Below are 22,387 nucleotides of genomic sequence, written 5' to 3' on the forward strand. Positions count from 1 at the left end.
CGGGAAGAAATTGATTCACAGCCTCTTCTCACGATCCTTAAGCCCCGGGACCTTGCTCAGAAGGTTCCGGGATACGCTCCGCCGTCGATCAGGAAATTCATCCCGGTGATGTAACCGGCCTGCCTGCTGCACAGATAGGCGCAGGCATCGCCGAATTCGTCGGGATTGCCGAAGCGCCCGGCGGGAACGGTCTTCATGCGCGCGGCGTGAACCTCCTCCACCGGTTTGTTCTGCATCTTCGCCGCCGCGACACTGCTGCTCTTCAGCCGGTCTGTGTCGAACATGCCGGGCAGAAGGTTGTTGATGGTGACGTTGTGAGCCACGGTCTTGCGAGCGATACCGGCGACAAAACCGGTGAGACCGGTGCGCGCGCCGTTGGACAATCCGAGGATGTCTATAGGCGCCTTGACCGCGCTGGACGTAATGTTGACGATGCGACCGAACTTGCGCGAGATCATGCCATCGACGGTGGCCTTGATCAGTTCGATCGGCGTAAGCATGTTCGCCTCGAGGGCCGCAATCCACATATCGTGGGTGAAATCCCGGAAATCCCCGGGCGGCGGACCGCCGGCATTGTTGACCAGGATATCGGGACTGGGACAGGCGGCAAGCGCCTCCTTGCGGCCGGCCGCAGTGGTGATGTCCGTCACTACTACGGTAACCTTTACGCCGGTGGCCTTGCGAATCTCGTCGGCAGTCGCTTCAAGCGCCTCGCGGCCGCGAGCCAGTATGGTTACATCGACGCCTTCGCGTGCCAGCGAAAGCGCGCAACCCTTTCCCAGTCCCTTGCTGGCCGCACAGACCAGTGCGGTTTTACCCTTCAAGCCGAGATCCATGGATGTCTTCCTTCTTCGAGGTTCTATGTGAATGGCCGCCGTCAGGGCGTGCCGGGGAGGGGTAATCGTGAAGCAAGCGGGTGGCTTTTGCAAACCACCGGATCGAGCTGATGTCCATATCCCGCGCCGCGATATAATTCCCGGCCAATAACATCGACAACTCATGGTCGCACGATTTCTCATCCCACTGCTCCTGACCGCCTGTATGCTCTGCGGATGCGCGGCGGGTCCCGATCCCCGGGATCCGCTGGAGCCGTTCAATCGCAAGGTCTACGCATTCAACGAGGGCGTGGACAAGGCGGTGCTCAAGCCTGTCGCGAAAGGTTATGTCGCCGTGGTGCCAAAGTTGGCCCGCCGGGGCGTGTCCAATTTCTTCAACAACCTCGGCATGGTCGTCACCACGCTGAACGATGCGTTGCAGGTCAAGGGCAGCAAGGTTCCGGTGGATTTCGCCCGCTTCACGACGAATATCGTCTTCGGACTCGGCGGGCTGATCGATGTGGCGACGGAACTGAAGATCGAAAACCGCAATGAGGACTTCGGCCAGACATTGGGGTATTGGGGCGTGGCCAGCGGCCCTTATCTGGTGCTGCCCCTGTTCGGGCCGAGCAGTGCGCGGGACGGCCCGGGGTTGGCGGTGGACTTCGTCGCCAGTCCGCTCTTCTACTGGAACCCCGAGGCTGACGTACGCTGGGGCCTGTTCGCGCTGGACGTCGTCGATACCCGCGCCAACCTGCTGGAAGCGGAAAAATTTCTCGAAACGGCGGCGATAGACCGTTACAGCTTCCTGCGCGATTCCTACCTGCAGCGCCGTGAGTATCTGATCCACGACGGCAATCCGCCAACCGGCCACGGCGCGCGGCAGAAGAGCCTCAAGGAGCTCGAGGAAGAAGACATGATGGACGATCCGGTACCGCTGCGCGCGGCGCCCCGAGTCCGGCGACCTTGAAATGCGTCTGACTCGGAAGAGAAAAGGTGAAAGGTCAAAGAGCAAAGAAAATACTTGCCTTAGGCCTGGCTGTGGCCTAGTTCTTACCTTTCCACTTTAACCTTTCCGCTTTAACCTGGTTTCTTTCACCTTTCCTCTCTAACCTTTTCTCTCTCTTCTTCGAGCTTCCGCGGAAGAATGAAGTCCAGCGGGTGCTGCACAAACCGCCGCAGCAACCTCGCCCCCAGCACGGCCAATTCCCTTCGCGCCAGATCGTAAGCACGCGACGCGGTATACAGCGAAAGAAAGAAACTCACGCTCAGGTTCAGGACGAACATCGTCGCCACGCCGGCGAGCGCCCAGAAGAACCAGCCCGTGCTGAACCATCCGCGCAGTCCTGCGCAGGCGAAGGCCAGCATCCCCGAAGACAATGTGACGTGACGCACGTCGATGGGCAGTCCCAGAAACTGGCCGATCACGGGCGCAAGCCCGAGCAGAAAGCCAAGCGAAATGTTCGTCGCCCATCCCGACATGTTGCGGGAAACGATACCCGCCGCACGCGCCATGGCCCTGCGTCCGAAACGCTCTCCCAGACGATGGTCGGCGATCGCCTGCGGCAACCGGTGATACACCGCCCAGTTGTCCATCCAGCCGCCGATCATCGCGGCCATCCAGAGGATTACCCCTGTCAGCGCGGCGTAGAACACGGTGCCGCTGTTGACCGGACTGAGTGTTTCGAACACGTCCTGTGCTCCCTTTGTACCGAGATAGTTGTGGCCGAGTGCAAGACGCCAGAGGAAGTTGAACAGGAAGGCGCCGACGAAGACCACCGACACATTGGCCATGGCGGCGGCAAACTGCGAACGGCAGATGCGGACCGTGAACTCGACCATGCTGTCGAGACGTTCGGTGCGATCGCGACTGCGCAGCAGCGTGGCAAGCGTGGCCGCAGTCATGGCCGGTTGTTTGGTCGCCAGAATCAGATGAAAGTGATGCAGCAGCATGAAACTGGCCGCGTAGTTGAGTCCCGACAGCAGTCCTTCGATGAACAGCGGCAATCCGGAATGCGTGACCTTCAGCTTGATGGCCGCTGTCAGCACCGTCAGCAGTCCACCGCCTGCCGCGGCCAGCCAGATGAAGCGGTATTCGCGACGACTGTGCGCGACGTAGTGTTCACCGGTTTTTCCGGAGCGGTCGACAATCTTGCGCTGGAGCATCTGCAGATTGCCGCGGATCAGATGGCGAATGCTGCGGTCGTCGTGGGCCGCAACGATGAGTTCTGCCACTAGATGATGAACGGCTACGTTTCTCGCGGCTCCCGGCGGACTTTCGATGATGTCGAGCATGGCTTCCATGCGCGACAGGCAGCGCTCCAGCACTTCCAATCCGTAGACGATGTCCACGCTTACGCCTTCACTCTCGAGGCGGCGTGAAACCTCGGCGGTTTCCGTGCGACACGCGAGGCAGAGTTCCCGCCAGAACCTGATCGGCGCGGAAATGTCTTCGCCCGCGCGCCACGCGTCCATCAGGACATGGCTGGTCAGCGCGAGAAGGTGAAAAGGCGATTGCGCCACGGACGCGGGATGACTGCGGGCGCGCAACTTCGATGCCAGACCCTGCGCCTGGACACGGATCGCCAGCAATCTGAAGCCATCCGCGAAAGCCGTTTTCAGCGGCGCCCAGATCTCCGGCCGATCGGCAGGCGCAAGCGCGCCGACGATCCGGTGAAAAAGTTCCGGCGCCAGCAGATGGAAGCTCTCCGCTTTTTCCCGGCTCGCGTACAGCCGCGACATGAGGCGCGCGAGATCATGATCGTCGTTGGGTTCGGGGAGGACTCGCCCCATGACGCGGTCGGCCAGCTCGGCGATGAATCCGCGATCGCCGGGAATCCCTGTTTCACCGAACAGGTTCACGCCCTCGGTCTCGGAAAGAATTTCGGCAAAGGTGTCCTGCAGACTGCGCCGCACGCCGGCCAATGCTTCGAGCACCTCGATTGCCTTGATGAGCCGCGAGCGATCCGGCCGGCCATCGGCGTCTTCCGGCGCCTGTCGCGTCCAGTCGATCAGCGCAATGAGCGAGTCCAGTCTGTGCGTCAGACTGTCTGCGTTGGCGATTGCTTCGAAGCAGCTGGCAAGCTCGTAAGCATCGTGGTCCGACCCGAGTCCCTGGTCGAGAAAGGAGACTACGTGTTCGCGAATGCCAGTTGCGGGGATTTCGGTGTTCATCGGCAGCGGTGGTTTGGCACGTTAGGGGGAAAGTATCACAGCGGAGGTTCGTGAATATCGTGAATAACGTGAAGCAAGAAGACGTGAGAGTCGTAAAAGCACTGAGAAGTTACGGTATTCACGATATTCACGGATTCACGGAATTTATCCGCCAGCATCTATGAATCCTGCGATTGCGGAAATCAGGCGGCACGGTCTGCTCCGATATCTCGATCATGCTGAGGTCCGCGAGCGCATCGGCGTCCAGGCGGAAACTGCGCAGGTTGGTCGAGAACAGCAACTCGCCGCCGGGTGCCAGCAGGGAAAGGCAACCACGAACCAGCGCGACGTGATCGCGCTGCACGTCGAGCACACCCTGCATGCGCTTCGAATTCGAAAAACTTGGCGGATCGAGCACGATCAACTCGTAGCGATCCTTCGACGTACGCTCCTCTTCGAGGAAACGCACGACATCGGCTTGCACCAGCCGATTGCGCCCGAATTCGAGTCCGTTGAGTTCGAAATTGCGCCTTGCCCAGTCGAGATAGGTTTTCGACAGATCGACGCTGGTCGTGGAGGCGGCTTTGTTCCTGGCAGCGTAGACGCTGAAGCTTCCCGTATAGCAGAACAGGTTCAAGACTCGCCTGCCGGCGGCCAGCGTTCCGACCAACGCCCGCGTCTCGCGATGATCCAGGAACAAGCCGGTATCGAGATGATCGGTCAGGTTGACGATGAAGCGATGTCCGCCCTCCCGTACCATGAAATCCTGCGCGCTGGTGGCAAGCTTCCGGTATTGGTCATCCGGGCGCTGGCCGTGACGTTGCTTCAGCGTCACCCGTTCAAGCGGAATATTCAGTGTCCGTGCAGCCGCCTCGTGCATGGCCGTGAGCCAGAGGCGTTGCGCACGGACATCCATTACCGGCTTGCTGTATTCCTGCAAATGGGCACGATCGGAATAAAGATCCAGAGCAAAGGGCAGTTCCGGAATATCACGGTCGTATATCCGAAAGCATTCGATACCGGCATTCTTTGCCCATTTCTTAAGGTGTTTGACGTTTTTCGCGATCCGATTGGCGAACATTTCCGCCTGACGGACCGTCTGGTCCGCACTTACCGCGTCAGGAGTGTTGTTTTGCTGCGAATCCATTGAAAAAGTCGACAGATAGTGCGAAAAAAATGACTAGAATTAGGTAACGGAGACGTCCAGACGCATCATGCCGCCCCTCGACTCATCGCTCAAGACGCTTGCGCTGTTTGCGCTTCTGGCATTCGCCCGAACGGTCTTCGCCCAGAACGGGGATCAATGGTACGGCGGCCATAGCACGGGATTCTGGGGATTGAGCAATTCAGTCGGCGTCCGCGGGGCTCTGCCCGGCATGTTCAACCCGCCCGGCACCAATCCGGAAAGCCTGAACGCTCAGCGTCAATACGGCGGCTATCGTATTACCGATGCATTCGCTATTGAAGGCACGCAGACCAATTTCGGCCCCAGCACATCTGCCTGCAGCGGCGATTCGCCTGCTGGCGATGCCTATCGCTCGTGCTACGGAGCGGCATGGAGCCTGTCCGGCGTCGCCACGTTGCCGTTCCAGTCCGGCTTGTCGCTCTACGGACGCCTCGGCCTTCATTACTGGCAGAAAGGTTCCCAGGAAGAGGCCGGCAATCGTCGATATTCGGATGAGCCAGGCGGCCTCGGCAAGGTCTACGGCATTGGTCTGAGTTACGGCTTGACCAAGTCGATTACAGTTCATGCCGAATCCGAGCGTTACTCCGAATTGATCGGCAACAGCACCTCCGGTTCCAGCACTGGCTCCGGACTGGATTCGTCGGTTCATTCGATCGGTTTGTCGATAAAATTCTAAGCAGCCGCGCAGAATTTTATCGCGTAACCGGTGATTCGTGACTGGTGATTGGTAAAAGGCAAGAGCCTTGGCCAGGGGCTTAAAACCAATTACCAATTACCAGTTACCAATCACTTCCTCACGACTTTCTAGTCGTAAGGGTCGGCCAGTTGGCACGCACCACATGCCACTTGCGCCGGAGTTCCGGGGCGGCAAATGGCAGCAGGATCAGCAGTGCAATGGCCCAGCGCCAGAACCCCATCGCAATCGGCGGCATGTCGTTGCGCATCGCCCGCCCCACCACCCAGTTCGCGGCCCAGAACAGCGACGTAAGGGTGAGGAGGAGGTAGGGAGAGGGGTGACGGAAAAGATCGAGAACCCGTGACGGTCGTGACGGGGACAGGCTTTTGTAACGACGAGTCGTCTGACTTCAATTTTTTCTCGCTGCCTTGTTTCTCTTGTTCTACCTCGTCACGTCGTCACGATTATGGCGAAGCCGGTTATGGCCGAAGGTCGGTATCCCTCTAGGAATCCCGTGGGAACGCCCGCGCGTCACGCCGTCACGGCATCAATTCAGCCTCGCCGCTTCGCGCCGCAATTCAATGATGCGCCGGCGGATGTCGTCGGCGTCTTCGCAGGACGGTGAACGCTTCAGATACTCTTCGAAATCGGCGAGCGCGGCGCGTGAGCACTCGAGCTCCTGGTAGAGCATGCCGCGGTCGCGCAGTTCCGGTGTTTGCTCCGGCATGGTCGCGATGATCCAGTTCACGATCGGCAGTGCCCGATCGAGGTTGTGTCCACGCAGATAGATCGCCTTCAGATTGCGCAGCAGACGCACGATGATTTCCTTGTTGCTCGCCGACACCAGCAACTCGGCGACGATCGCGCGGGAAACCTCTCCGCCGCGCACTTCGCGCAGGCGCTTCTGCAAATCGACAAGGCCGAGCGAGATACCGCCTGAATAAGGATCCAGCACAACAGCGCCGTCTGGCACCGCGCATTTGACCAGGAAATGCCCCGGGAAACTCACGCCCTGCAGCGGCAGGCCGATTTTTCGGCCGAGTTCCATGTAGATCACGCAAAGCGTGATCGGGATGCCGGTGCGGCGCTCCAGCACCTCGTTGAGGAAGCTGTTGCGCGGGTCGTAGTAATCCCCGGAGTTGGGCGCGAAGCCGAGATCGCCGAACAGAAACTGGTTCAGCGCGCTGATGCGCTCGGGAAAGCTGTCATCTTCATTGATGCGCAACCTGAGCACGTACGTCAGCTCTTCGATGCGCGACAGGTAAGCCGCGACGTTCAGGTCCGGATAGCCGTGGCCGGCAATCAGCAGCGCGGCCTCGGCGAGGCTGATGTCCTCGTCCGGACCGGAAACGATCTGCCGCAGACGTTCGGACATCGTTTCCGCCGGTCGGCTTTGCGTCGCGGAGGATGGCGCCGAAGCCAACCCCGACTCCTAGGCGTCCTGCTTTTCCGCAGGGACTGGAGGCAGGAATAACGCAGCGACCTCCTTTTTCGGTCCGCGCGCGGGCGCGGCCGGCTTGGCGGTCTGCGTTGCTTCGGAGGATGGAGTGTAAGGCCTGGAGAACAGCGGATCGGCGGAAGGTGCGGCGGCACGCGACGATGCTGATCGTGACGGCGCGGAGCGATGCTCGTCGCGACGCGCATCCGGGCGGCGCGAACCCCCGCGCGGCGCGGACACGCGCTCGCGCTGGAATTGACCGGGCTCCTGCACCGGCAGTTTGATCTTCAGCAGCTTTTCGATTGCGACAAGATCGTCGCGCTCTTCATCGGACACCAGCGAGATGGCTTCGCCGGCCATGCCGGCGCGGCCGGTACGACCGACGCGGTGGACGTAGTCCTCAGGCGAGCCGGGAAGATCGAAGTTGACGACGAAGGGCAGTTGCTCGATGTCGAGTCCGCGCGCCGCAATATCGGTCGCCACCAGAACCTTGGTCTTGCCGTCCTTGAACTCGGCCAGCGCCTGCATGCGCTCGCCCTGGGTGCGGTCGCTGTGAATGGCCGCGGCGCCGACACCGTCCTTGTCCAGCTTGTAAGCCAGCCGGTTGGCGCCAATCTTGGTATTGCAGAACACTAGCACCTGGCGCATGTCGCGCGACTTGATCAAGTGCGTCAGCAGATCACGCTTCGCAGTGGCTTCAACTTTGTAAACCAGGTGGGTCACCGTCTCGATGACTGAATTGCGGCGCGCGACTTCGACGCTGACCGGGTTGGTCAAAAACTGCTTCGCCAGCCCGCGGATATCATCGGAATAGGTTGCGGAGAACAGCAGGCTCTGCCGCTTCGCCGGCAGCACTGACAGGATGCGCTTGATGTCCGGCAGAAAGCCCATGTCGAGCATGCGATCGGCCTCGTCGAGCACGAGGAACTGCACCTGCGAGAGGTTTACCGTTTTCTGACCCAGATGATCGAGCAGACGTCCGGGCGTCGCGACCAGAATCTCGACGCCGGCGCGCAACTCGGCGATCTGCGGATCGATGTGAACGCCGCCGTACACCACCGCCGAACGCAGCGGAATGTGCTTGCCGTAGGTTTTGACGCTGTCCTGCACCTGCGCGGCGAGCTCACGCGTCGGCGTCAGGATCAATGCTCGCACCGGATGGCGCGCGGGCGAAACGCTGGTATTGGCGAATTCCTTCAGGCGCTGCAACATCGGCAGCGTGAAGCCGGCCGTCTTGCCGGTGCCGGTCTGTGCCGCGGCCATCACATCCTGGCCTTGAAGAATGGGAGGAATCGCCTTGGCCTGGACGGGCGTGGGATCGGTGTAACCTTGATCGGCGATTGCGCGCAACAACTCCGGGGCGAGCCCCAGATCGGAAAACGACATTAACTTCGACTCCTGCGTCGCCTCGACGGCAACGCGATTAGATCAGTGCCGGCGAATGCCGCACCTGAATTGACCGCGCATGCTACAGGATAACTAGCGAATCCGAAAGACTTTTTAACCGCCGTTACGGTCGTGTGGGCGAGTCCTAAACCGTGCTTTTTCTTTCGCCCTTACTCGGTACCTCTCAAGGGGGTACTGAAAAGAATCCTCAGTCCGGCTTCTTGGCCTTTACTCAGCCCTCTACCCTTTCACCTCAGTCCTGCCTTCCTCGTCCCTAACCTCGCCCTCCACCCACTCGTTCACCATGCGATAGCCGACTGCGAGCAGCGTGGGGCCGAGAAAAATGCCGACGAAACCGAATGCGGCCGCGCCCCCGAGCACACCCAGCAGGACCAACATGAAAGGCAGATTGCTGCCGTGGCTGATGATCATCGGCTTTAACACGTTGTCGACCATGCTGACGACGAGCAGTCCCCACAAACCCATGAAAACGGCCCAGCCGGTGGAGCCTTGCACGAACAGCCAGACGGTCGCGGGAATCCAGATGAGCGGCGGGCCGACCGGCACCACCGAGAGGAAGAACGTTGCCAGCCCGAGCAACGCCGCACCCGGTACACCGGCGATCAGGAAGCCGATGCCCGCCACCACGCCTTGAACCAGCGCGGTGCCCAGAATGCCGTACACCACACTGACGACCGTGCTGCCGGCGATATCCAGCAGATGACGGCCGCGCGCCCTGCCGATGCGACTTGTAATGCGCTTGACCTTGGCCGCTGCAGCCTCGCCGTCGCGGTAAAGGAAGAAGGCGACCAGCACCGCCAGGCCGAGTTGCAGCAAGCCGGCGAACAAGATGCCCCCGCCAGCCACCAGCACGGACTTGGCGGGAGAAATCAGGCCTTTCAGATCTTGCAGCAGACGGCCGCCGTCGTGCGACAGATTCTTCCAGTAGTTTTTGAGCGTTTCGCCGACAAGCGGCAGACCGGTAATCCACTCCGGGAGCGCGGGCGGCCCGTTCTCGAACGACTTGCGCACTGCCTCGACGAGTTCGGTTGCGCTATCGGCGAGGCTGAAGGCGACGAAAACGAAAGGTGCAATCAAGATCAGACACGCTGCCAGCATCATCAATGCTGCCGCCAGATTGCGGCGGCCGCCGACGAATTTCCTCAGGCGGACATACAGAGGCCAGGTCGAATAAGTCAGGATCACCGCCATCAGCAATGCCGTCACGAAAGGCGTCAGCACCACTAGGCAACCGATGACGAGCGCGGCGAGCGTGCCGATGCCGAGCATCCTGTCGATGCGATTGGTCCTCGTCATCTGAATGGAAATCCGGTTCGCATGCCCGCATGAGGCCACAGCAAATATCCATCGTCAATCGGCGCGCAGCCGTTCACGCACCCGCCTGGTCGCGCATCGCTTCGAGCTCTTCCCAGCGGCTCAGGCAGGCGGTCAGTTCTTCTTCAATGGCGGCATAGCGCTTCTGCAACTGCCGGATCTCGTCGGGCGCGTCACTATAGAGCGCCGGGTCGGCAAGCCGCGCACCGATCTGCGCCTGTTCCGTCTCCAGCGTCTGGATGCGCGAGGGCATCGCTTCCAGTTCCCGGGTCTGGCCGAAGCTGAGCTTGCGCGGCCGCTGCGGCGCGGACCGGTCGCGCGCGGGCACCGCCTTCGCCGTCTCTTCCGGTGGTCTCGATGCACGCGCCACGCGCCCGTCGATCAGCCGCTGCCAGTCGGTATAACCGCCCGGGTTACGCGTCCAGCGTCCATCGCCTTCCGGGGCAATCGTGTCCGTGACGACGTTGTCGAGAAAAGCGCGGTCGTGGCTGACCAGCAGCACCGTGCCCGCGTAATCCTGCAGCAGGCTTTCCAGCAGTTCGAGTGTGTCGATGTCCAGATCGTTGGTCGGTTCATCCAGCACCAGCAGGTTCGCCGGCTGGCTGAACAATCTCGCGAGCAACAGCCGGTTGCGTTCCCCGCCCGACAACGCCTTCACCGGCGCACGCGCGCGCTCCGGCGGGAACAGGAAGTCGGCAAGGTAGGTCATGATGTGCTTGCGGGCACCGTCGATTTCGACATAGTCGGAGCCGGGCGCGATGGTTTGCGCCACCGTGGTCTCCTCATCCAGGCGCGTGCGGAACTGGTCGTAGTACGCCACGGCCAGCCGCGTACCGCGGCGGATGCTGCCCGCATCCGCGCTCATTTCACCGAGAATGAGCTTTATCAGCGTCGACTTGCCGGCGCCGTTCGGCCCGATCAGGCCGATCTTGTCGCCACGCAGGATGCGGCAGGAAAAATCCCTGACCACCTGCCGCTCGCCGAGGCGTTTGTCGACGTGCTCCAGTTCCGCCACGAGTTGGCCAGAGCGTTCGCCCTCCGCAACCGAAATCGAAACCTGGCCGAGACGCTCGCGCCGCGCCGAGCGTTCCAGCCGCAGGCGTTCGAGCCGCCGCACGCGACCTTCATTGCGCGTGCGGCGCGCTTCGATACCCTTGCGGATCCAACCCTCTTCCTGCGCCAGCAGCTTGTCGAACTTCTGATTGTTCACCGCCTCGACCGCGAGTTGATCCGCTTTGCGTTGCTCGTATTCGGCGAAACTTCCGGGATAGAGGCCGAGCCGGCCGCGATCGAGTTCGGCGATGCCGGTGACGGCACGGTCGAGAAATGCGCGGTCGTGGGTGACGACGAACACTGCGCCGGGAAATTCGGCCACCATGTTCTCCAGCCAGACGATCGATTCCACATCGAGATGGTTGGTCGGCTCATCGAGCACCAGCAGTTGCGGATCGCCCGCCAGCGCGCGCGCCAGCGCCACGCGTTTGCGCATGCCGCCCGACAGCGTGTCGATGCGGGCATCCTGCGCAAGTCCGAGACGCGACAATACGGATTCGACCCGGTGCTCGACGCGCCAGCCATCGTGCCGTTCGAGCAATTCCTGCGCAGTCTGCATCCGGTCCAGGGAGCGCACGTCGTCCTGGCCCAGTTCCAGGGCATGCGCGGCGGCGTGGTAGTCGGCCAGAATGCGCGAAAGCTCGCCGAGTCCCGCGACTGTCGCTTCGAAAACCGACTGCATCGCATCGAGTTCCGGCTCCTGTGCGACGAAGCCGATGCGCAAACCGGGCTGCCGCCATACGCGGCCGTCGTCGGGCAGCGCCATGCCGGCCAGCAATTTGAGCAGGCTGGACTTACCCGTGCCATTGCGGCCTATCAGTCCGATGCGGCTGCCCGGCTCCACCACCAAGTCGACGTGATCCAGCAATGGCACATGGCCGTAGGCAAGCGAAACATTTTCGAAAGTGGCGAGCGGCATAGAAGGTGGCGCGAACCACGTGAATACAGTCGCAGCGCGCCGCCGATGCGGGAAAGAGGCGGCATCATAACCGAGATGCCGTGACGACGTGACGGTCGTGACAACGTAAGAGCCGTGACGATCGTCACAGTTTTTCTCAGCCTGCGGCAGCAGCGAGCGCCTTCTGCGGACGCTACGAAACACCCTGGATGAACGAGGCGGCGCTGGATTTCGGTTAAAATCCGCGCGTCGCCCCGGTAGCTCAGTGGATAGAGCAACCCCCTCCTAAGGGGTAGGTCGCACGTTCGATTCGTGTTCGGGGCGCCAGAGGAGGTATTCAAGCCGGCGATGTGCGCGCAATGACGGACGCGATCAGTCCAGGCGTTCGAGGACTTTGGTAGACGGTGAACATTAAAATTTTACGCCGGGACGCCGAAAAACAAAGGGCCGCAAAAGCGGCCCTTCTGTTAACAGTTCACCGTTCACTGCTTCATTCAGCCCTTGACGCGATTCCTGTATTCCCCGGTGCGGGTATCGATTTCGATCTTGTCGCCGGATTCGCAGAACAGCGGCACATTGACGACAAAACCGGTGGCGATCTTCGCGGGCTTCAACACCTTACCCGAAGTGTCGCCGCGCACCGCCGGCTCGGTCGTGATCTCGCGCACCACGGAGTTCGGCAGCGTCACCGAAATGGGTTTGCCGTCGTAGAACACTATTTCGCACGGCAGTCCGTCCTCGATATAGTTGAGCGCATCGCCCATGTTGTCCTTCTCGACTTCGTTCTGGTTGTATTCGCTGTCCATGAACACGTACATCGGGTCGGCAAAATACGAATAAGTCACTTCCTTGCGCTCGAGCACGATGTTTTCCAGCTTCTCGTCGGCCTTGTAGACCACTTCGCTGGCGCCGCCGGTCAGCAGGTTCTTCAACTTCATTCTCATCACGGCGGCGTTGCGACCGCCCTTGTTGTATTCGGCGCGCTGCACGACCATCGGGTCCTTGCCGACCATGATCACGTTGCCGGCGCGCACTTCCTGAGCCTGTATCATCGTCTGTCCTGAAAAAAAGGGGCGAAAAAGCGCGAGATTATACCCGTTCCGCGCAGAATTGAGCCAGATTACCGGCCAGGTCGCCAAGCGCTTCGAGGTGCGCCGGCCATTGCCCGGCAGCGGTTTCGAACCTTCCCCGATTCTCCATGCATTCTGCCCAGGCGCCCGGCAAGCCCTGCACGGGCGTGAGTCCGTTCCAGGATCGCCATAGCGGGTCGAGGGAGCGTGGCAGGTCCCCCGAACCGGAATAGCGATCCAGAAAAACCTGTAGTTTGATGCCGTGAGCGTTGCCGGCCTGGGGATAGGCCTGCCAGACCAGCGGCCGTGCCGCCAGTTGCGCGCGGACGAAGGAATCCTCGCCACGCACGAAGTTCCAGTCGCAAGCCCACAACACCCGGTCATAATCGTCCTCGGCGAGAAAGGGCAGGATCTCGCCGGCAAGCGCGCCCCGGCGACGCCCCCCGCCCAGGCCAAACGCGCCCAACGCCTGCGCACCGGGCGTCCCGCCGAAGGAAATCGCCCTGATCGGCTGGCTGCCCGCCGCCCAGGCTTCGAGCAGCGCCATCAGCGGCGCATGCGGATAGCAGAACAGCGACACCAGAATCTCCCCTTGCGTTTCGGCTCGTACGCCCAGCCCATCGAGAAATTGCCGCATGCGGGCCGTATCTCGCTGGAACGTCTGGCGGCGCTGGGACAATCCGCGTTCGATCAGCACCCCTCCGGTATTTGCAGTGAACCCGGGAAAGAAGAAATACTTGATCAGCGGCAACCGCGGATGCGGCGACGGCAGACCGTGACAACCGTCCACCCAGCTCTCGGCGCTCAGATATTCGAGATTGATCCACACCGACGCACGCGCCCGTTTCGCCATGGCTTCGACGTACGCAGCAGGCAGCTCGCAACCGAAGGTCTCGACCACGATATCGGCCGGCTCGGCCGGCGGGTAAGGCATCTTCCACGCATGGACCTCGATGTCGCCCAGCCTCTGCACCGTCGCGTCGGCGTCGAGCATCGGAGCGAGCCGCCGGAAGGTCGCCAGATCGTCCACCCACAGCCGGACGTCGGCTGCATGCTCCGCCGCAAGCTGGCGTGCGAGCCGCCAGCACACGCCGATGTCGCCGAGGTTGTCGACGACTGCACAGAAGAGGTCCCAACGCATGAATATGGTGACTAGTGATTGGTGATTTGTGACTGGCAAAAGACCAGGTCTGAAAGCTTTTGCTAATCACCCGTTACCAGTCACGGCCTTTCAGGCCATTCCCCCATTAATCGAAATCACCTGCCCGGTGATGTAGCCGGCCTGCTCGGAGGCCAGGAACGCAACGAGCGCCGCGACTTCCTCGGTGGTGCCCGCCCGCTTCATCGGCACCAGCGCTTCGATGGCTTCCCTGGGAAAGGCGTGCTGGGTCACGGGCGAGGCGATGACGCCGGGCGCAATCGCATTGACCGTGATGCCGCGAGAAGCGAGTTCCAGCGCCAGGGACCTCGTAGCCCCATGCAGACCCGCCTTCGCTGCTGCGTAGTTGACCTGGCCGCGATTGCCGATGACGCCGGCCACGGAGGATACATTGATGATCCGGCCCCAGCGCGTACGAATCATGGGCAGCAGGAGCGGGTGCGTCACGTTGTAGAAACCGTTCAGCGATACATCGATCACGCGATCCCATTGCGCCCCGCTCATGCCCGCAAGGGGCGCATCGTCATGCACGCCGGCGTTGTTGACCAGCACCTGGACCGGCGCCTGCTCATCGAGCCGGGCCAGCGCCTGAGCGGCACCATCGCGGTCGGTCACGTCGAAAGCGATGGCCTGCGCCGCGGCACCGCCGGCCTGCAATTCCGCCGCCAGCCGTTGCGCTTCTTCGAGCCTCTGGTTGGCGTGCACGATCACCTGCAGACCTTGTGCCGCCAGAGCGCGGCAGATCGCCGATCCGATCGCCCCGCTGCCGCCGGTTACCAACGCGGTTTTCACTGCCACCTCCCCTGGTTTGTTCCCGGGCCGAATTTCACCCGGCCAATGTTATGCTTCGCTCCAGCGCGCAGACCGGCGCAACAGTAACTGAAAACGGGTCGCGCGCCAGGAGAAATGATCGCATGCAATCGACGGTGCACCAAACTGAAGTGTTGCTGTTCTTCACGCTGTTGCAACTGACGGTGATCGTGGTTGCGGCACGGCTCGCCGGAGAAATCGCCGTCCGCCTGTCGCAGTCGCGCGCAGTGGGCGAAATCGTGGCCGGGCTACTGCTCGGACCCTCGCTGTTCGGGCTGCTTTTCCCGGAAATCTTTAAATATGTGTTCCGCTCCGCTCCCCCGCAGCCGATGACCATCCTTAGCCAGATCGGGCTGATCCTGCTGATGTTCCAGATCGGCATGGAATTCGAATTCGGCCATCTGCAGGCCGGCCAGAACCGCAAGGCAGTGCTGCGCGTCTCGGTCGCGGGACTGGCATTGCCGTTCGCACTCGGCCTGCTGTTCGGTTGGTTCTCGCACCCTCACCTCGCGCCGAACCTCAATCTGCTCGGCTATGCGCTGTTCGTTGGCACCGCATTTTCCATCACCGCACTGCCCACTCTGGGCCGTATCCTGATGGAGCTCGATCTCACCCGGACCCGGGTCGGCGTCATCGCGATCAGTTCGGCAGCGATCAATGACGTGGTCGGCTGGCTGATGCTGGCTGTGGTCACGGCGCTCACGTTGGCGGAGTTCTCGCCTGCGAGCTTTGCCCTGAAAATCGGTCTGATCCTGATTTATGTCGCACTGTGCTGGTGGGTGGTGCGCCCCCTGCTGTTACGCCTGCTGCGGCGCTCGGGAGCGGACGGCGGACAATTGTCGCCGAACCTGGTCGGAATCCTCATCGGCGCGATCTTTCTGTCCGGCATGACGACTTACCACCTCGGGATCTTTGCGATTTTCGGCGGCTTCATGCTTGGGGTGCTGCTGCACGATCAAGCCGCATTCGTACGCGCCTGGCGCGAAAAGGTCGGCGTCTTCGTACTCGTATTCTTCCTCCCGATCTTCTTTACTTATACCGGCCTGCGCACCAACATCGGCACCCTGAACAGTCCGGAATCGTGGGGCTGGTGCGTGTTGCTGGTATTGCTGGCGAGCGTCGGCAAATTCGGCGGCTGTTATTTCGCGGCACGCCGCTCCGGCATGAACCCGCGGGAAGCCAAGGCGATTGGCATCATGATGAATACCCGCGCTCTGATGGAACTGGTGGTCATCAATGTCGGACTGGACCTCGGCGTGATACCGCCGGACGTGTTCACCATGCTGGTCATCATGGCCATCGCCAGCACAGTGGTGACGACACCGGCGCTGAGGGTCTGGCTGAACTTGCACAATCGCGCCAAGCTGGAAGGAGTCGGCCAGTCGTGACCCGGGTCTGCCCGTAGCCGGCGCCGCCCATAGTAAAATTTGTTCATACCAGCGAACCAAGATAATTTCTGATGTCCGTCCAATCCGGCAATACCGTTTCCAACTGTGATGTTTTCGTGCTCGGCGGCGGGCCCGGCGGTTCGACCATCGCCGCACTGCTGGCCGAACGCGGCTGGAACGTGGTGATTGCGGAAAAGGAGCGCCATCCGCGTTTCCACATCGGTGAATCCCTGCTGCCCCTGAACATCCCGCTGCTCCAACGCCTCGGTGTTTACGAACAGGTCAAACGCATCGGCATGCCGAAGTACGGCGCCGAGTTCAATTCCCCTCAGCATGGTCCGCCGGTCACTTTCGACTTCAGCAAAGCCTGGGACAAGACCTACCCTTCCGCTTTCGAGGTCAGGCGCTCCGAGTTCGACGAAATACTGTTTCGCAACTGCGCAGCCAAGGGCGCACATGCGATCGAGGATTGCCGGGTCACGGACGTCGCATTTCCCGCCGGCGAAGACGTTCGCATAGAAGCACGCACGGGCGATGGCGGCCTGCGCGCCTGGCGCGCCCGCTTCTTCGTCGATGCGTCCGGGCGCGACACCTTTCTCGCCAACCGCTTCGGCATCAAGCGCCGCAACCGCTTCCACAACAGTGCGGCGATGTACGGGCATTTCACCGACGCGAAAAGGCTCGACGGAAAAGCCGCCGGCAACATCAGCATGTTCTGGTTCGAACACGGCTGGTTCTGGTTCATTCCGTTGCTCGACGGCACCACCAGCGTCGGCGCGGTGTGCTGGCCCTACTATATGAAATCCAGGCAGACCGACCCGACCACGTTTTTCCTCGACACCATTGCCATGGCGCCGAAACTGGCGGAGCGCTTGCGCAATGCCAAGCTCACTCATGACGTCACCGCGACCGGTAACTTTTCGTACAAGGCGGACAGGATGCATGGCGATCGCTACATCATGATCGGCGACGCGTTCGCCTTCATCGACCCCGTGTTCTCGTCGGGTGTCATGCTGGCGATGAACAGCGCGTTTTTGGGTGCCGACGTGGTCGATGCGAACCTGCGCAATCCGGCGCAGGCGCCGGCCTTGCTGCGCAAGTTCGATCGCAGCGTGCGCTCGGGAGTCAGCGGTTTCTCGTGGTTCATCTACCGCATGACCCATCCGTCGATTCGCGACCTGTTCATGGGCCCGAGCAACAGGCTGCGCATGCAGGAAGCCGTGCTGTCGTTGCTGGCCGGCGACCTGTTCCGCGGCACGCCGATCCACTGGAGCCTGCGCGCGTTCAAGGGCGTCTACTATCTCGTGAGCCTGGCGCATCCGCGCCGCAGTTTCGCCGCCTGGCGTCATCGCCGGCGGACACTGCGCGAGCGGTTGGCGGAAACGCCGGGATCGTGATGCAGCAGATTGCCGCTGCCGCCGGTCTGCGCTACGCCAGCGCCGCAGATCTGAACGCGCTGCTGGAAGAATGCCGCGGTCGCGTGCTGGGCATCGTCGGGTTCGGCAAACCGTCGCCCGACCGCAAGGACATTGCGTCGGCCTGGGTGGACACGCCGGCGATCGGCACCGACCAGGCATTCGAGGTCTGGACCAGCACAGCTCCCGTGCAGACGGAAACCCGCGGCAGTATCCGCAGCGCACGCAACGCCCAGATATTGTTCGGTTGCGTTGAAATTCCGGAAGACGATCGCACCGACTACGATGTTCTGATCTACAACGACTATTGCAGCATCTTCGACTATCTGGACGACCTTGGTTATCCGAATCTGATACGCATCTGGCACTACCTGCCCGACATCCATCTCGACGAGCGGGCGCTCGAGCGCTACAAGCGGTTTTCACTGGGTCGCCACGAAGCTTTCGTCGCCAAGGGGCGTGCCATCAGCACGGATGCGCCCGCCGCGAGCGCAGTCGGCAAACGTTCCGGCGACACGGTCATCTGTTTTCTGGCCGCACCGCGTCCCGGTATTCCGATCGAGAACCCTCGCCAGGTCAGCGCCTATTCCTATCCCGCGCAATATGGTCCGCGCGGCCCGACATTCTCGCGCGCCTTGTTTACATCGTGGGATGACCTGCAGCAGCTCTACATCTCGGGAACAGCCGCGATCTTCGGTCATCTCAGCCAGCATGCAGGCGATGCCGGCGCGCAGGCCGGCGAAACCATCGTCAATCTGCGTTCGGTCATGGACGAGGCGCGCGCGCACGGCCTGATCGACGTCAGGCAGGACGCCGACCTGCTGTTCAAGGTTTACCTGCGGCAACCGGAGTTCCGCGCAATCGCGGAAATGCAGTTGCGCGAAGCGTTCGGTCCGGCGCCCTCGATCATTTATCTGCAAGCCGACATCTGCCGGCGCGAACTATTGCTGGAGATCGAGGTGGTCTGTACGACGGGGACGCGATCCTTGTGACGGGTTCGTTGCGCGACCTGTTGATCGCCGCTGCCGCGGCAGCGACGATAGCGGCCATGCCGCGCGCCGCGCGATCGGCCGAACTGCCGCTTTGGGAAGCTGGCGCCGGTGTCGCCGTGCTCGATTTCCCGGACTACCGCGGCTCCGACGAACGGCATACTCTGGTCCTGCCGATTCCCTATCTCGTCTATCGCGGCGATTTCCTTAAAGCCGACCGCGAAAGCATCCGCGGCCAGTTCTACAAAAACGACCGGCTGGACCTGCATCTGAGCGTGAACGGTTCGATTCCGGTGTACAGCGGGGACAATTCGGCGCGGCGTGGCATGCCCGATCTGGATCCGACACTGGAAATCGGACCGAATCTGACGGTCATGCTGCTGCGCTCCGATACCACGCATCTGAACCTGCGATTCCCGGTGCGCGCGGTCATTGCCACCGACCTGTCCCACGTCCGCGACGTGGGCTGGATATTCCAGCCGCAGATCAACGTGGATTTTTACGATCGCTTTCCGGGTCCGGGCTGGAATCTCGGCTTCGCCGCCGGACCGCTGTTCGGCAACAAGCGCTACCACAATTATTTTTATGGCGTGGCACCGCAATTCGCCACCCCGGAGCGGCCCGCGTACGCGGCTGGCGGCGGATACGCGGGCATGCAATGGATTGCCGCCCTCAGCAAGCGCTACCCGTCGTACTGGGTGGGCGGCTTCCTGCGCGCAGACACACTCTCCGGCGCCGTGTTCGAAACGAGTCCGCTGGTGCGGCAAAAGGATGCGTTCTCCGTCGGCATTGCCGCGTCGTGGATTTTTTCGCGTTCGTCGAAACTGGTAAACGTCGATGAATAAACCAATCACGACCCTGCCCGGCCCCCGCTACCTGGTGCTGATTCCCAGCTACAACGCCGGACGCAAGGCGCTGGAAACAGTCCGTGCGGCGCGCGGAACAGGCGAGTTTGTCTGCGTGGTGGTAGACGGGAGCACCGATGGCACCCGTGAACAACTCATGCAGATGGCGCAGTCGGATCCGGCGTTGACGGTGCTGGCCCTTGCACGCAACAGCGGCAAGGGCGCGGCCATCCTGCACGGTTTGCGCGATGCGGTCGCTCGCGGCTTTACGCATGTGCTGACGATGGATTCGGATGGCCAGCATCCTGCGGGGATGATCCCCGCCTTCATCGCTGCATCGAAAGCGCAAACCGACGCACTGATTCTCGGCAAACCGGTGTTCGACGATTCCGCGCCGCGGGAACGGGTGGTCGGCCGCCGCATCTGCAACTGGTGGGTGGATCTCGAGACCCTGCACGCGGGCATCGGGGACTCGCTGTTCGGCATGCGCATCTACCCGGCCCGGGCGCTGCTGGAAGTCATGGAATCGCAGCGCTCGATGCGGCGCTTCGATTTCGACGCCGAATCCGCGGTACGGCTGGTTTGGCGCGGCGCCAGGCCGATCAACCTTCCGGTGCCGGTGCGTTACTTCAGTCCGGGCGAGGGCGGCGTTTCGCATTTCAACTACCTGCGGGACAACGCATTGCTCATTTCGATGCACGTCCGATTGGTCTTCGGCTTTCTGTTGCGTTTTCCCCTCCTGCTGATTCGCAGATTTCGTTCCCGGGCAGGCGCAGGAAACGACATTCGCACGCAATAGCACGACAATCCATGCCAATTATTTCGCAGCGTAGCCGGCAGGACGAGCGGGTGGCACTGTATCCGCCTGAACTTCTGCGCCATTTCGACGATTCTTTCATCGCCTCCTTCGACCTTTTCGAAGAGTACGTCGCACGTCTGACCCTTTCGCTGTTTCGGTCCACCGGACTGGCAGCGGCTTGCCGGAACAAGGCCACTGTATCCCAGGCGGCCGCGCGTGCCGGACTGGTACCGGGCGCGGCGCTCGTGCCGGCGTCATGGATCCTGACGATGCTCGCCTCGCGCAAGTGGATCGATACGACGCTCGGTGCGAACGGCGAACGCCTCTATCGAGTCGAGCAGGCCTTGCCCGCGCTCGACCCGGATGAGATTCTCGAGAAGCAGCGGGCACATGATGCGCGCTGTCTGCCCAGTTATGAAATCGCGGCGCTGGCGGCGGCGCACTATCCCGCCGTACTGCGCGGACAGACTTCGGGCGAGCAGGCGCTGTTCGGTCCGGCAGGCATCATTCCGTGGGTGAGGTACTTTTCCAACGACAACCCGCTCTACGCCATCAGCAACACCGTGGGGGCGATCGCGGCGGCGCAGGCGCTGCCGGGTGGTGCGACTGCCATTCTGGAAATCGGCGGCGGTCTGGGCAGCGGTGCGGACACACTGCTTGGCGAGCTCGAACGCTCCGGCCACGCAGCGCAGCTCTCTTCCTACCACCTCACGGAAATATCCCCGCTGTTCCTCAAACGCGCGCAGCGCTATCTCGCCGCACGGCACCCGCTGTGCCGCTTCGTGTTTTCCGCGCTGGACATCGACCGCGCGTTTTCGGAAGCCGCGATCGTGCCCAACACCTATTCGCTCGTTTATGGTGTCAACGTTCTGCATGTCGCCCGCGATCTCGCAGCGACGCTCGGCGAGTTGCGCAACGCGCTGAGCGAGGGCGGCATGCTGGTCATGGCCGAATGCATCCGGCCGTTTCTGGATACCCCGCTGCATCTGGAGCTGGTGTTCAACCTGTTGAGTTCGTTTCGCGATGCGGTGCTGGTGCCCGGTTGGCGCCCCAACGGCGGCTTCCTTACACCGGAGCAATGGACAGCCGCTCTTGAGGCCAACGGCTTCGAGGCCGTCCGCATCTATCCCGATATCGCAGCGATCCGCGACGCTTATCCGAGTTTCGTCGTTGCGGCAATCGTGGCCAGACGGGCATGAATGCGACGATCGAGGTCCCCTCCGGCGGCGCTTATTTCGAAGGGCACTTCCCGGGACGGCCGATCCTTCCGGGCGTCGCGGAACTCGCGCTGGTTCTGGACGCACTGGCACTCGAGGCGCGCCGCCCGGTTTCGATTCAAGGCATCGCGTTTGCGCGCCTGCGCCAACTCGTCTTCCCGGGAGACCGTCTCGAACTCGTGGCGCGCGAACAGGAAGCGGCGCGCCGGCGGTTCGACCTGAAACGCGACGGCGTCCTGGTCGCCAACGGCGAATTCATCCTCGGTCCGCCGCATGCGCCGCGCAACGCAGCCGCTACCTACGCAGTTCCCGGAACACCGGCAGCCACCGCCCGGCCGCTCGACGATTTGCTGCCACACCGCCCGCCGATGCGTTTCCTGACATCGATCCTGCAGCAGACCGCGGACCGCCTGATTTGCGCGGCCCGCATACCGGGTACGTGCGCGCTGGTCTCCGGCGGCAGCGCCCCGGCAGTGGCTGCTATCGAAGCCGCTGCGCAGGCGGCAGCGGCATGGGAGGCCCTGCAGCGCTGGCGCCATACAGGTGTCGCTTCACCCCGCATCGGCTATCTGGTTGCCATGCGCGAAATCGCTTTTTTCAGCGACCGCATGCCGGCTGATCGGGACTTGCTGGTTTCAGTCAGCCGCGAAGGCGCCGCGCTGCCGCTCACGCATTACCGGATCGAGGTCTCGCTGGAAGGAATGCCGATAGTGCGTGGGACGATCGCGACTTTTATGGCCGACGACCGCAAATGA

General features: G+C 62.0%; 20 protein-coding genes and 1 tRNA gene. 10 read left to right on the forward strand and 11 right to left on the reverse strand.

The window, feature by feature from the left end:
* Window positions 1–56: 56 nt before the first annotated feature.
* Complete coding sequence (locus HY067_00485) at window positions 57–836, reverse strand: SDR family oxidoreductase (GenBank protein MBI3526431.1); 780 nt, start codon at window positions 834–836, stop codon at window positions 57–59.
* Between the two features lie 163 nt (window positions 837–999).
* Here HY067_00485 and HY067_00490 point away from each other — a divergent pair, with 163 nt between their 5' ends.
* Window positions 1,000–1,785, forward strand: coding sequence for a VacJ family lipoprotein (locus tag HY067_00490; protein MBI3526432.1), 786 nt, complete (start codon window positions 1,000–1,002; stop codon window positions 1,783–1,785).
* A 125-nt stretch (window positions 1,786–1,910) separates the two neighbouring features.
* Here HY067_00490 and HY067_00495 read toward each other — a convergent pair whose 3' ends face one another.
* Together HY067_00495 and HY067_00500 are read right to left on the reverse strand one after the other, a co-directional pair.
* Entirely contained in the window at window positions 1,911–3,989 is a 2,079-nt protein-coding gene (locus tag HY067_00495) for a hypothetical protein (protein MBI3526433.1), read from the reverse strand.
* 127 nt (window positions 3,990–4,116) lie between these two features.
* Entirely contained in the window at window positions 4,117–5,049 is a 933-nt protein-coding gene (locus HY067_00500) for a class I SAM-dependent methyltransferase (GenBank protein ID MBI3526434.1), read from the reverse strand.
* A 133-nt stretch (window positions 5,050–5,182) separates the two neighbouring features.
* Here HY067_00500 and HY067_00505 point away from each other — a divergent pair, with 133 nt between their 5' ends.
* Window positions 5,183–5,830: a hypothetical protein gene (locus HY067_00505; GenBank protein MBI3526435.1), complete on the forward strand. Its 648-nt coding sequence runs from the start codon at window positions 5,183–5,185 to the stop codon at window positions 5,828–5,830.
* A 118-nt stretch (window positions 5,831–5,948) separates the two neighbouring features.
* Here HY067_00505 and HY067_00510 read toward each other — a convergent pair whose 3' ends face one another.
* The 5 genes from HY067_00510 to HY067_00530 all read right to left on the reverse strand — a co-directional run bounded on the left by HY067_00510 (window position 5,949) and on the right by HY067_00530 (window position 11,961).
* Entirely contained in the window at window positions 5,949–6,212 is a 264-nt protein-coding gene (locus HY067_00510) for a DMT family transporter (protein ID MBI3526436.1), read from the reverse strand.
* Between the two features lie 165 nt (window positions 6,213–6,377).
* Window positions 6,378–7,205 (reverse strand): tetratricopeptide repeat protein, encoded by an 828-nt coding sequence (locus tag HY067_00515; protein ID MBI3526437.1) that lies wholly within the window; start codon window positions 7,203–7,205, stop codon window positions 6,378–6,380.
* A 57-nt stretch (window positions 7,206–7,262) separates the two neighbouring features.
* Window positions 7,263–8,654 (reverse strand): DEAD/DEAH box helicase, encoded by a 1,392-nt coding sequence (locus tag HY067_00520; GenBank protein MBI3526438.1) that lies wholly within the window; start codon window positions 8,652–8,654, stop codon window positions 7,263–7,265.
* 240 nt (window positions 8,655–8,894) lie between these two features.
* The gene (locus HY067_00525) at window positions 8,895–9,971 is read right to left on the reverse strand and encodes an AI-2E family transporter (protein MBI3526439.1); all 1,077 of its coding nucleotides are present in this window, start codon (window positions 9,969–9,971) and stop codon (window positions 8,895–8,897) included.
* 73 nt (window positions 9,972–10,044) lie between these two features.
* Window positions 10,045–11,961, reverse strand: coding sequence for an ATP-binding cassette domain-containing protein (locus HY067_00530; GenBank protein MBI3526440.1), 1,917 nt, complete (start codon window positions 11,959–11,961; stop codon window positions 10,045–10,047).
* A gap of 230 nt (window positions 11,962–12,191) precedes the next feature.
* Here HY067_00530 and HY067_00535 point away from each other — a divergent pair.
* Window positions 12,192–12,267, forward strand: a tRNA-Arg gene (locus HY067_00535).
* Window positions 12,268–12,434: 167 nt separating this feature from the next.
* Here the strand turns inward: HY067_00535 and efp are convergent.
* The 3 genes from efp to fabG form a co-directional block, all read right to left on the reverse strand.
* Window positions 12,435–12,992, reverse strand: coding sequence for an elongation factor P (gene efp / locus HY067_00540; protein MBI3526441.1), 558 nt, complete (start codon window positions 12,990–12,992; stop codon window positions 12,435–12,437).
* A 37-nt stretch (window positions 12,993–13,029) separates the two neighbouring features.
* On the reverse strand, window positions 13,030–14,151 hold the full coding sequence (earP, locus tag HY067_00545; protein ID MBI3526442.1) for an elongation factor P maturation arginine rhamnosyltransferase EarP: 1,122 nt from the start codon (window positions 14,149–14,151) through the stop codon (window positions 13,030–13,032).
* A 90-nt stretch (window positions 14,152–14,241) separates the two neighbouring features.
* A complete protein-coding gene (gene fabG / locus HY067_00550; protein ID MBI3526443.1) occupies window positions 14,242–14,961 on the reverse strand; it encodes a 3-oxoacyl-ACP reductase FabG in 720 nt (239 codons plus the stop codon).
* A gap of 122 nt (window positions 14,962–15,083) precedes the next feature.
* On the opposite strand from fabG, the gene HY067_00555 reads away from it, so the two are divergent.
* The 7 genes from HY067_00555 to HY067_00585 all read left to right on the forward strand — a co-directional run bounded on the left by HY067_00555 (window position 15,084) and on the right by HY067_00585 (window position 22,387).
* A complete protein-coding gene (locus tag HY067_00555; protein ID MBI3526444.1) occupies window positions 15,084–16,367 on the forward strand; it encodes a cation:proton antiporter in 1,284 nt (427 codons plus the stop codon).
* Window positions 16,368–16,438: 71 nt separating this feature from the next.
* Window positions 16,439–17,764, forward strand: a complete 1,326-nt coding sequence (locus HY067_00560) for a tryptophan 7-halogenase (protein MBI3526445.1) — start codon at window positions 16,439–16,441, stop codon at window positions 17,762–17,764.
* The gene (locus tag HY067_00565) at window positions 17,764–18,774 is read left to right on the forward strand and encodes a hypothetical protein (GenBank protein ID MBI3526446.1); all 1,011 of its coding nucleotides are present in this window, start codon (window positions 17,764–17,766) and stop codon (window positions 18,772–18,774) included. The genes HY067_00560 and HY067_00565 overlap by 1 nt, the downstream gene beginning before the upstream one ends.
* 56 nt (window positions 18,775–18,830) lie before the next feature.
* The gene (locus HY067_00570; GenBank protein ID MBI3526447.1) at window positions 18,831–19,616 is read left to right on the forward strand and encodes a MipA/OmpV family protein; all 786 of its coding nucleotides are present in this window, start codon (window positions 18,831–18,833) and stop codon (window positions 19,614–19,616) included.
* Entirely contained in the window at window positions 19,609–20,415 is an 807-nt protein-coding gene (locus tag HY067_00575) for a glycosyltransferase family 2 protein (protein MBI3526448.1), read from the forward strand. Before HY067_00570 ends, HY067_00575 begins: the two co-directional genes overlap by 8 nt.
* An 11-nt stretch (window positions 20,416–20,426) precedes the next feature.
* On the forward strand, window positions 20,427–21,614 hold the full coding sequence (locus tag HY067_00580; protein ID MBI3526449.1) for a methyltransferase: 1,188 nt from the start codon (window positions 20,427–20,429) through the stop codon (window positions 21,612–21,614).
* Entirely contained in the window at window positions 21,611–22,387 is a 777-nt protein-coding gene (locus tag HY067_00585) for a hypothetical protein (protein MBI3526450.1), read from the forward strand. The genes HY067_00580 and HY067_00585 overlap by 4 nt, the downstream gene beginning before the upstream one ends.

The sequence above is a fragment of the Betaproteobacteria bacterium genome (assembly GCA_016194905.1).
Taxonomy (GTDB): domain Bacteria; phylum Pseudomonadota; class Gammaproteobacteria; order Burkholderiales; family JACQAP01; genus JACQAP01.

Excerpts from the sequence above, each read along its gene's own strand:
- HY067_00485 (MBI3526431.1), bottom strand. The coding sequence starts at position 836 with ATGGATCTCGGCTTGAAGGGTAAAACCGCACTGGTCTGTGCGGCCAGC.
- HY067_00490 (MBI3526432.1), top strand. The coding sequence starts at position 1,000 with ATGGTCGCACGATTTCTCATCCCACTGCTCCTGACCGCCTGTATGCTC.
- HY067_00495 (MBI3526433.1), bottom strand. The coding sequence starts at position 3,989 with ATGAACACCGAAATCCCCGCAACTGGCATTCGCGAACACGTAGTCTCC.
- HY067_00500 (MBI3526434.1), bottom strand. The coding sequence starts at position 5,049 with ATGTTCGCCAATCGGATCGCGAAAAACGTCAAACACCTTAAGAAATGG.
- HY067_00505 (MBI3526435.1), top strand. The coding sequence starts at position 5,183 with ATGCCGCCCCTCGACTCATCGCTCAAGACGCTTGCGCTGTTTGCGCTT.
- HY067_00515 (MBI3526437.1), bottom strand. The coding sequence starts at position 7,205 with ATGTCCGAACGTCTGCGGCAGATCGTTTCCGGTCCGGACGAGGACATC.
- HY067_00520 (MBI3526438.1), bottom strand. The coding sequence starts at position 8,654 with ATGTCGTTTTCCGATCTGGGGCTCGCCCCGGAGTTGTTGCGCGCAATC.
- HY067_00525 (MBI3526439.1), bottom strand. The coding sequence starts at position 9,971 with ATGACGAGGACCAATCGCATCGACAGGATGCTCGGCATCGGCACGCTC.
- HY067_00530 (MBI3526440.1), bottom strand. The coding sequence starts at position 11,961 with ATGCCGCTCGCCACTTTCGAAAATGTTTCGCTTGCCTACGGCCATGTG.
- efp (MBI3526441.1), bottom strand. The coding sequence starts at position 12,992 with ATGATACAGGCTCAGGAAGTGCGCGCCGGCAACGTGATCATGGTCGGC.
- earP (MBI3526442.1), bottom strand. The coding sequence starts at position 14,151 with ATGCGTTGGGACCTCTTCTGTGCAGTCGTCGACAACCTCGGCGACATC.
- HY067_00555 (MBI3526444.1), top strand. The coding sequence starts at position 15,084 with ATGCAATCGACGGTGCACCAAACTGAAGTGTTGCTGTTCTTCACGCTG.
- HY067_00560 (MBI3526445.1), top strand. The coding sequence starts at position 16,439 with ATGTCCGTCCAATCCGGCAATACCGTTTCCAACTGTGATGTTTTCGTG.
- HY067_00565 (MBI3526446.1), top strand. The coding sequence starts at position 17,764 with ATGCAGCAGATTGCCGCTGCCGCCGGTCTGCGCTACGCCAGCGCCGCA.
- HY067_00570 (MBI3526447.1), top strand. The coding sequence starts at position 18,831 with ATGCCGCGCGCCGCGCGATCGGCCGAACTGCCGCTTTGGGAAGCTGGC.
- HY067_00575 (MBI3526448.1), top strand. The coding sequence starts at position 19,609 with ATGAATAAACCAATCACGACCCTGCCCGGCCCCCGCTACCTGGTGCTG.
- HY067_00580 (MBI3526449.1), top strand. The coding sequence starts at position 20,427 with ATGCCAATTATTTCGCAGCGTAGCCGGCAGGACGAGCGGGTGGCACTG.
- HY067_00585 (MBI3526450.1), top strand. The coding sequence starts at position 21,611 with ATGAATGCGACGATCGAGGTCCCCTCCGGCGGCGCTTATTTCGAAGGG.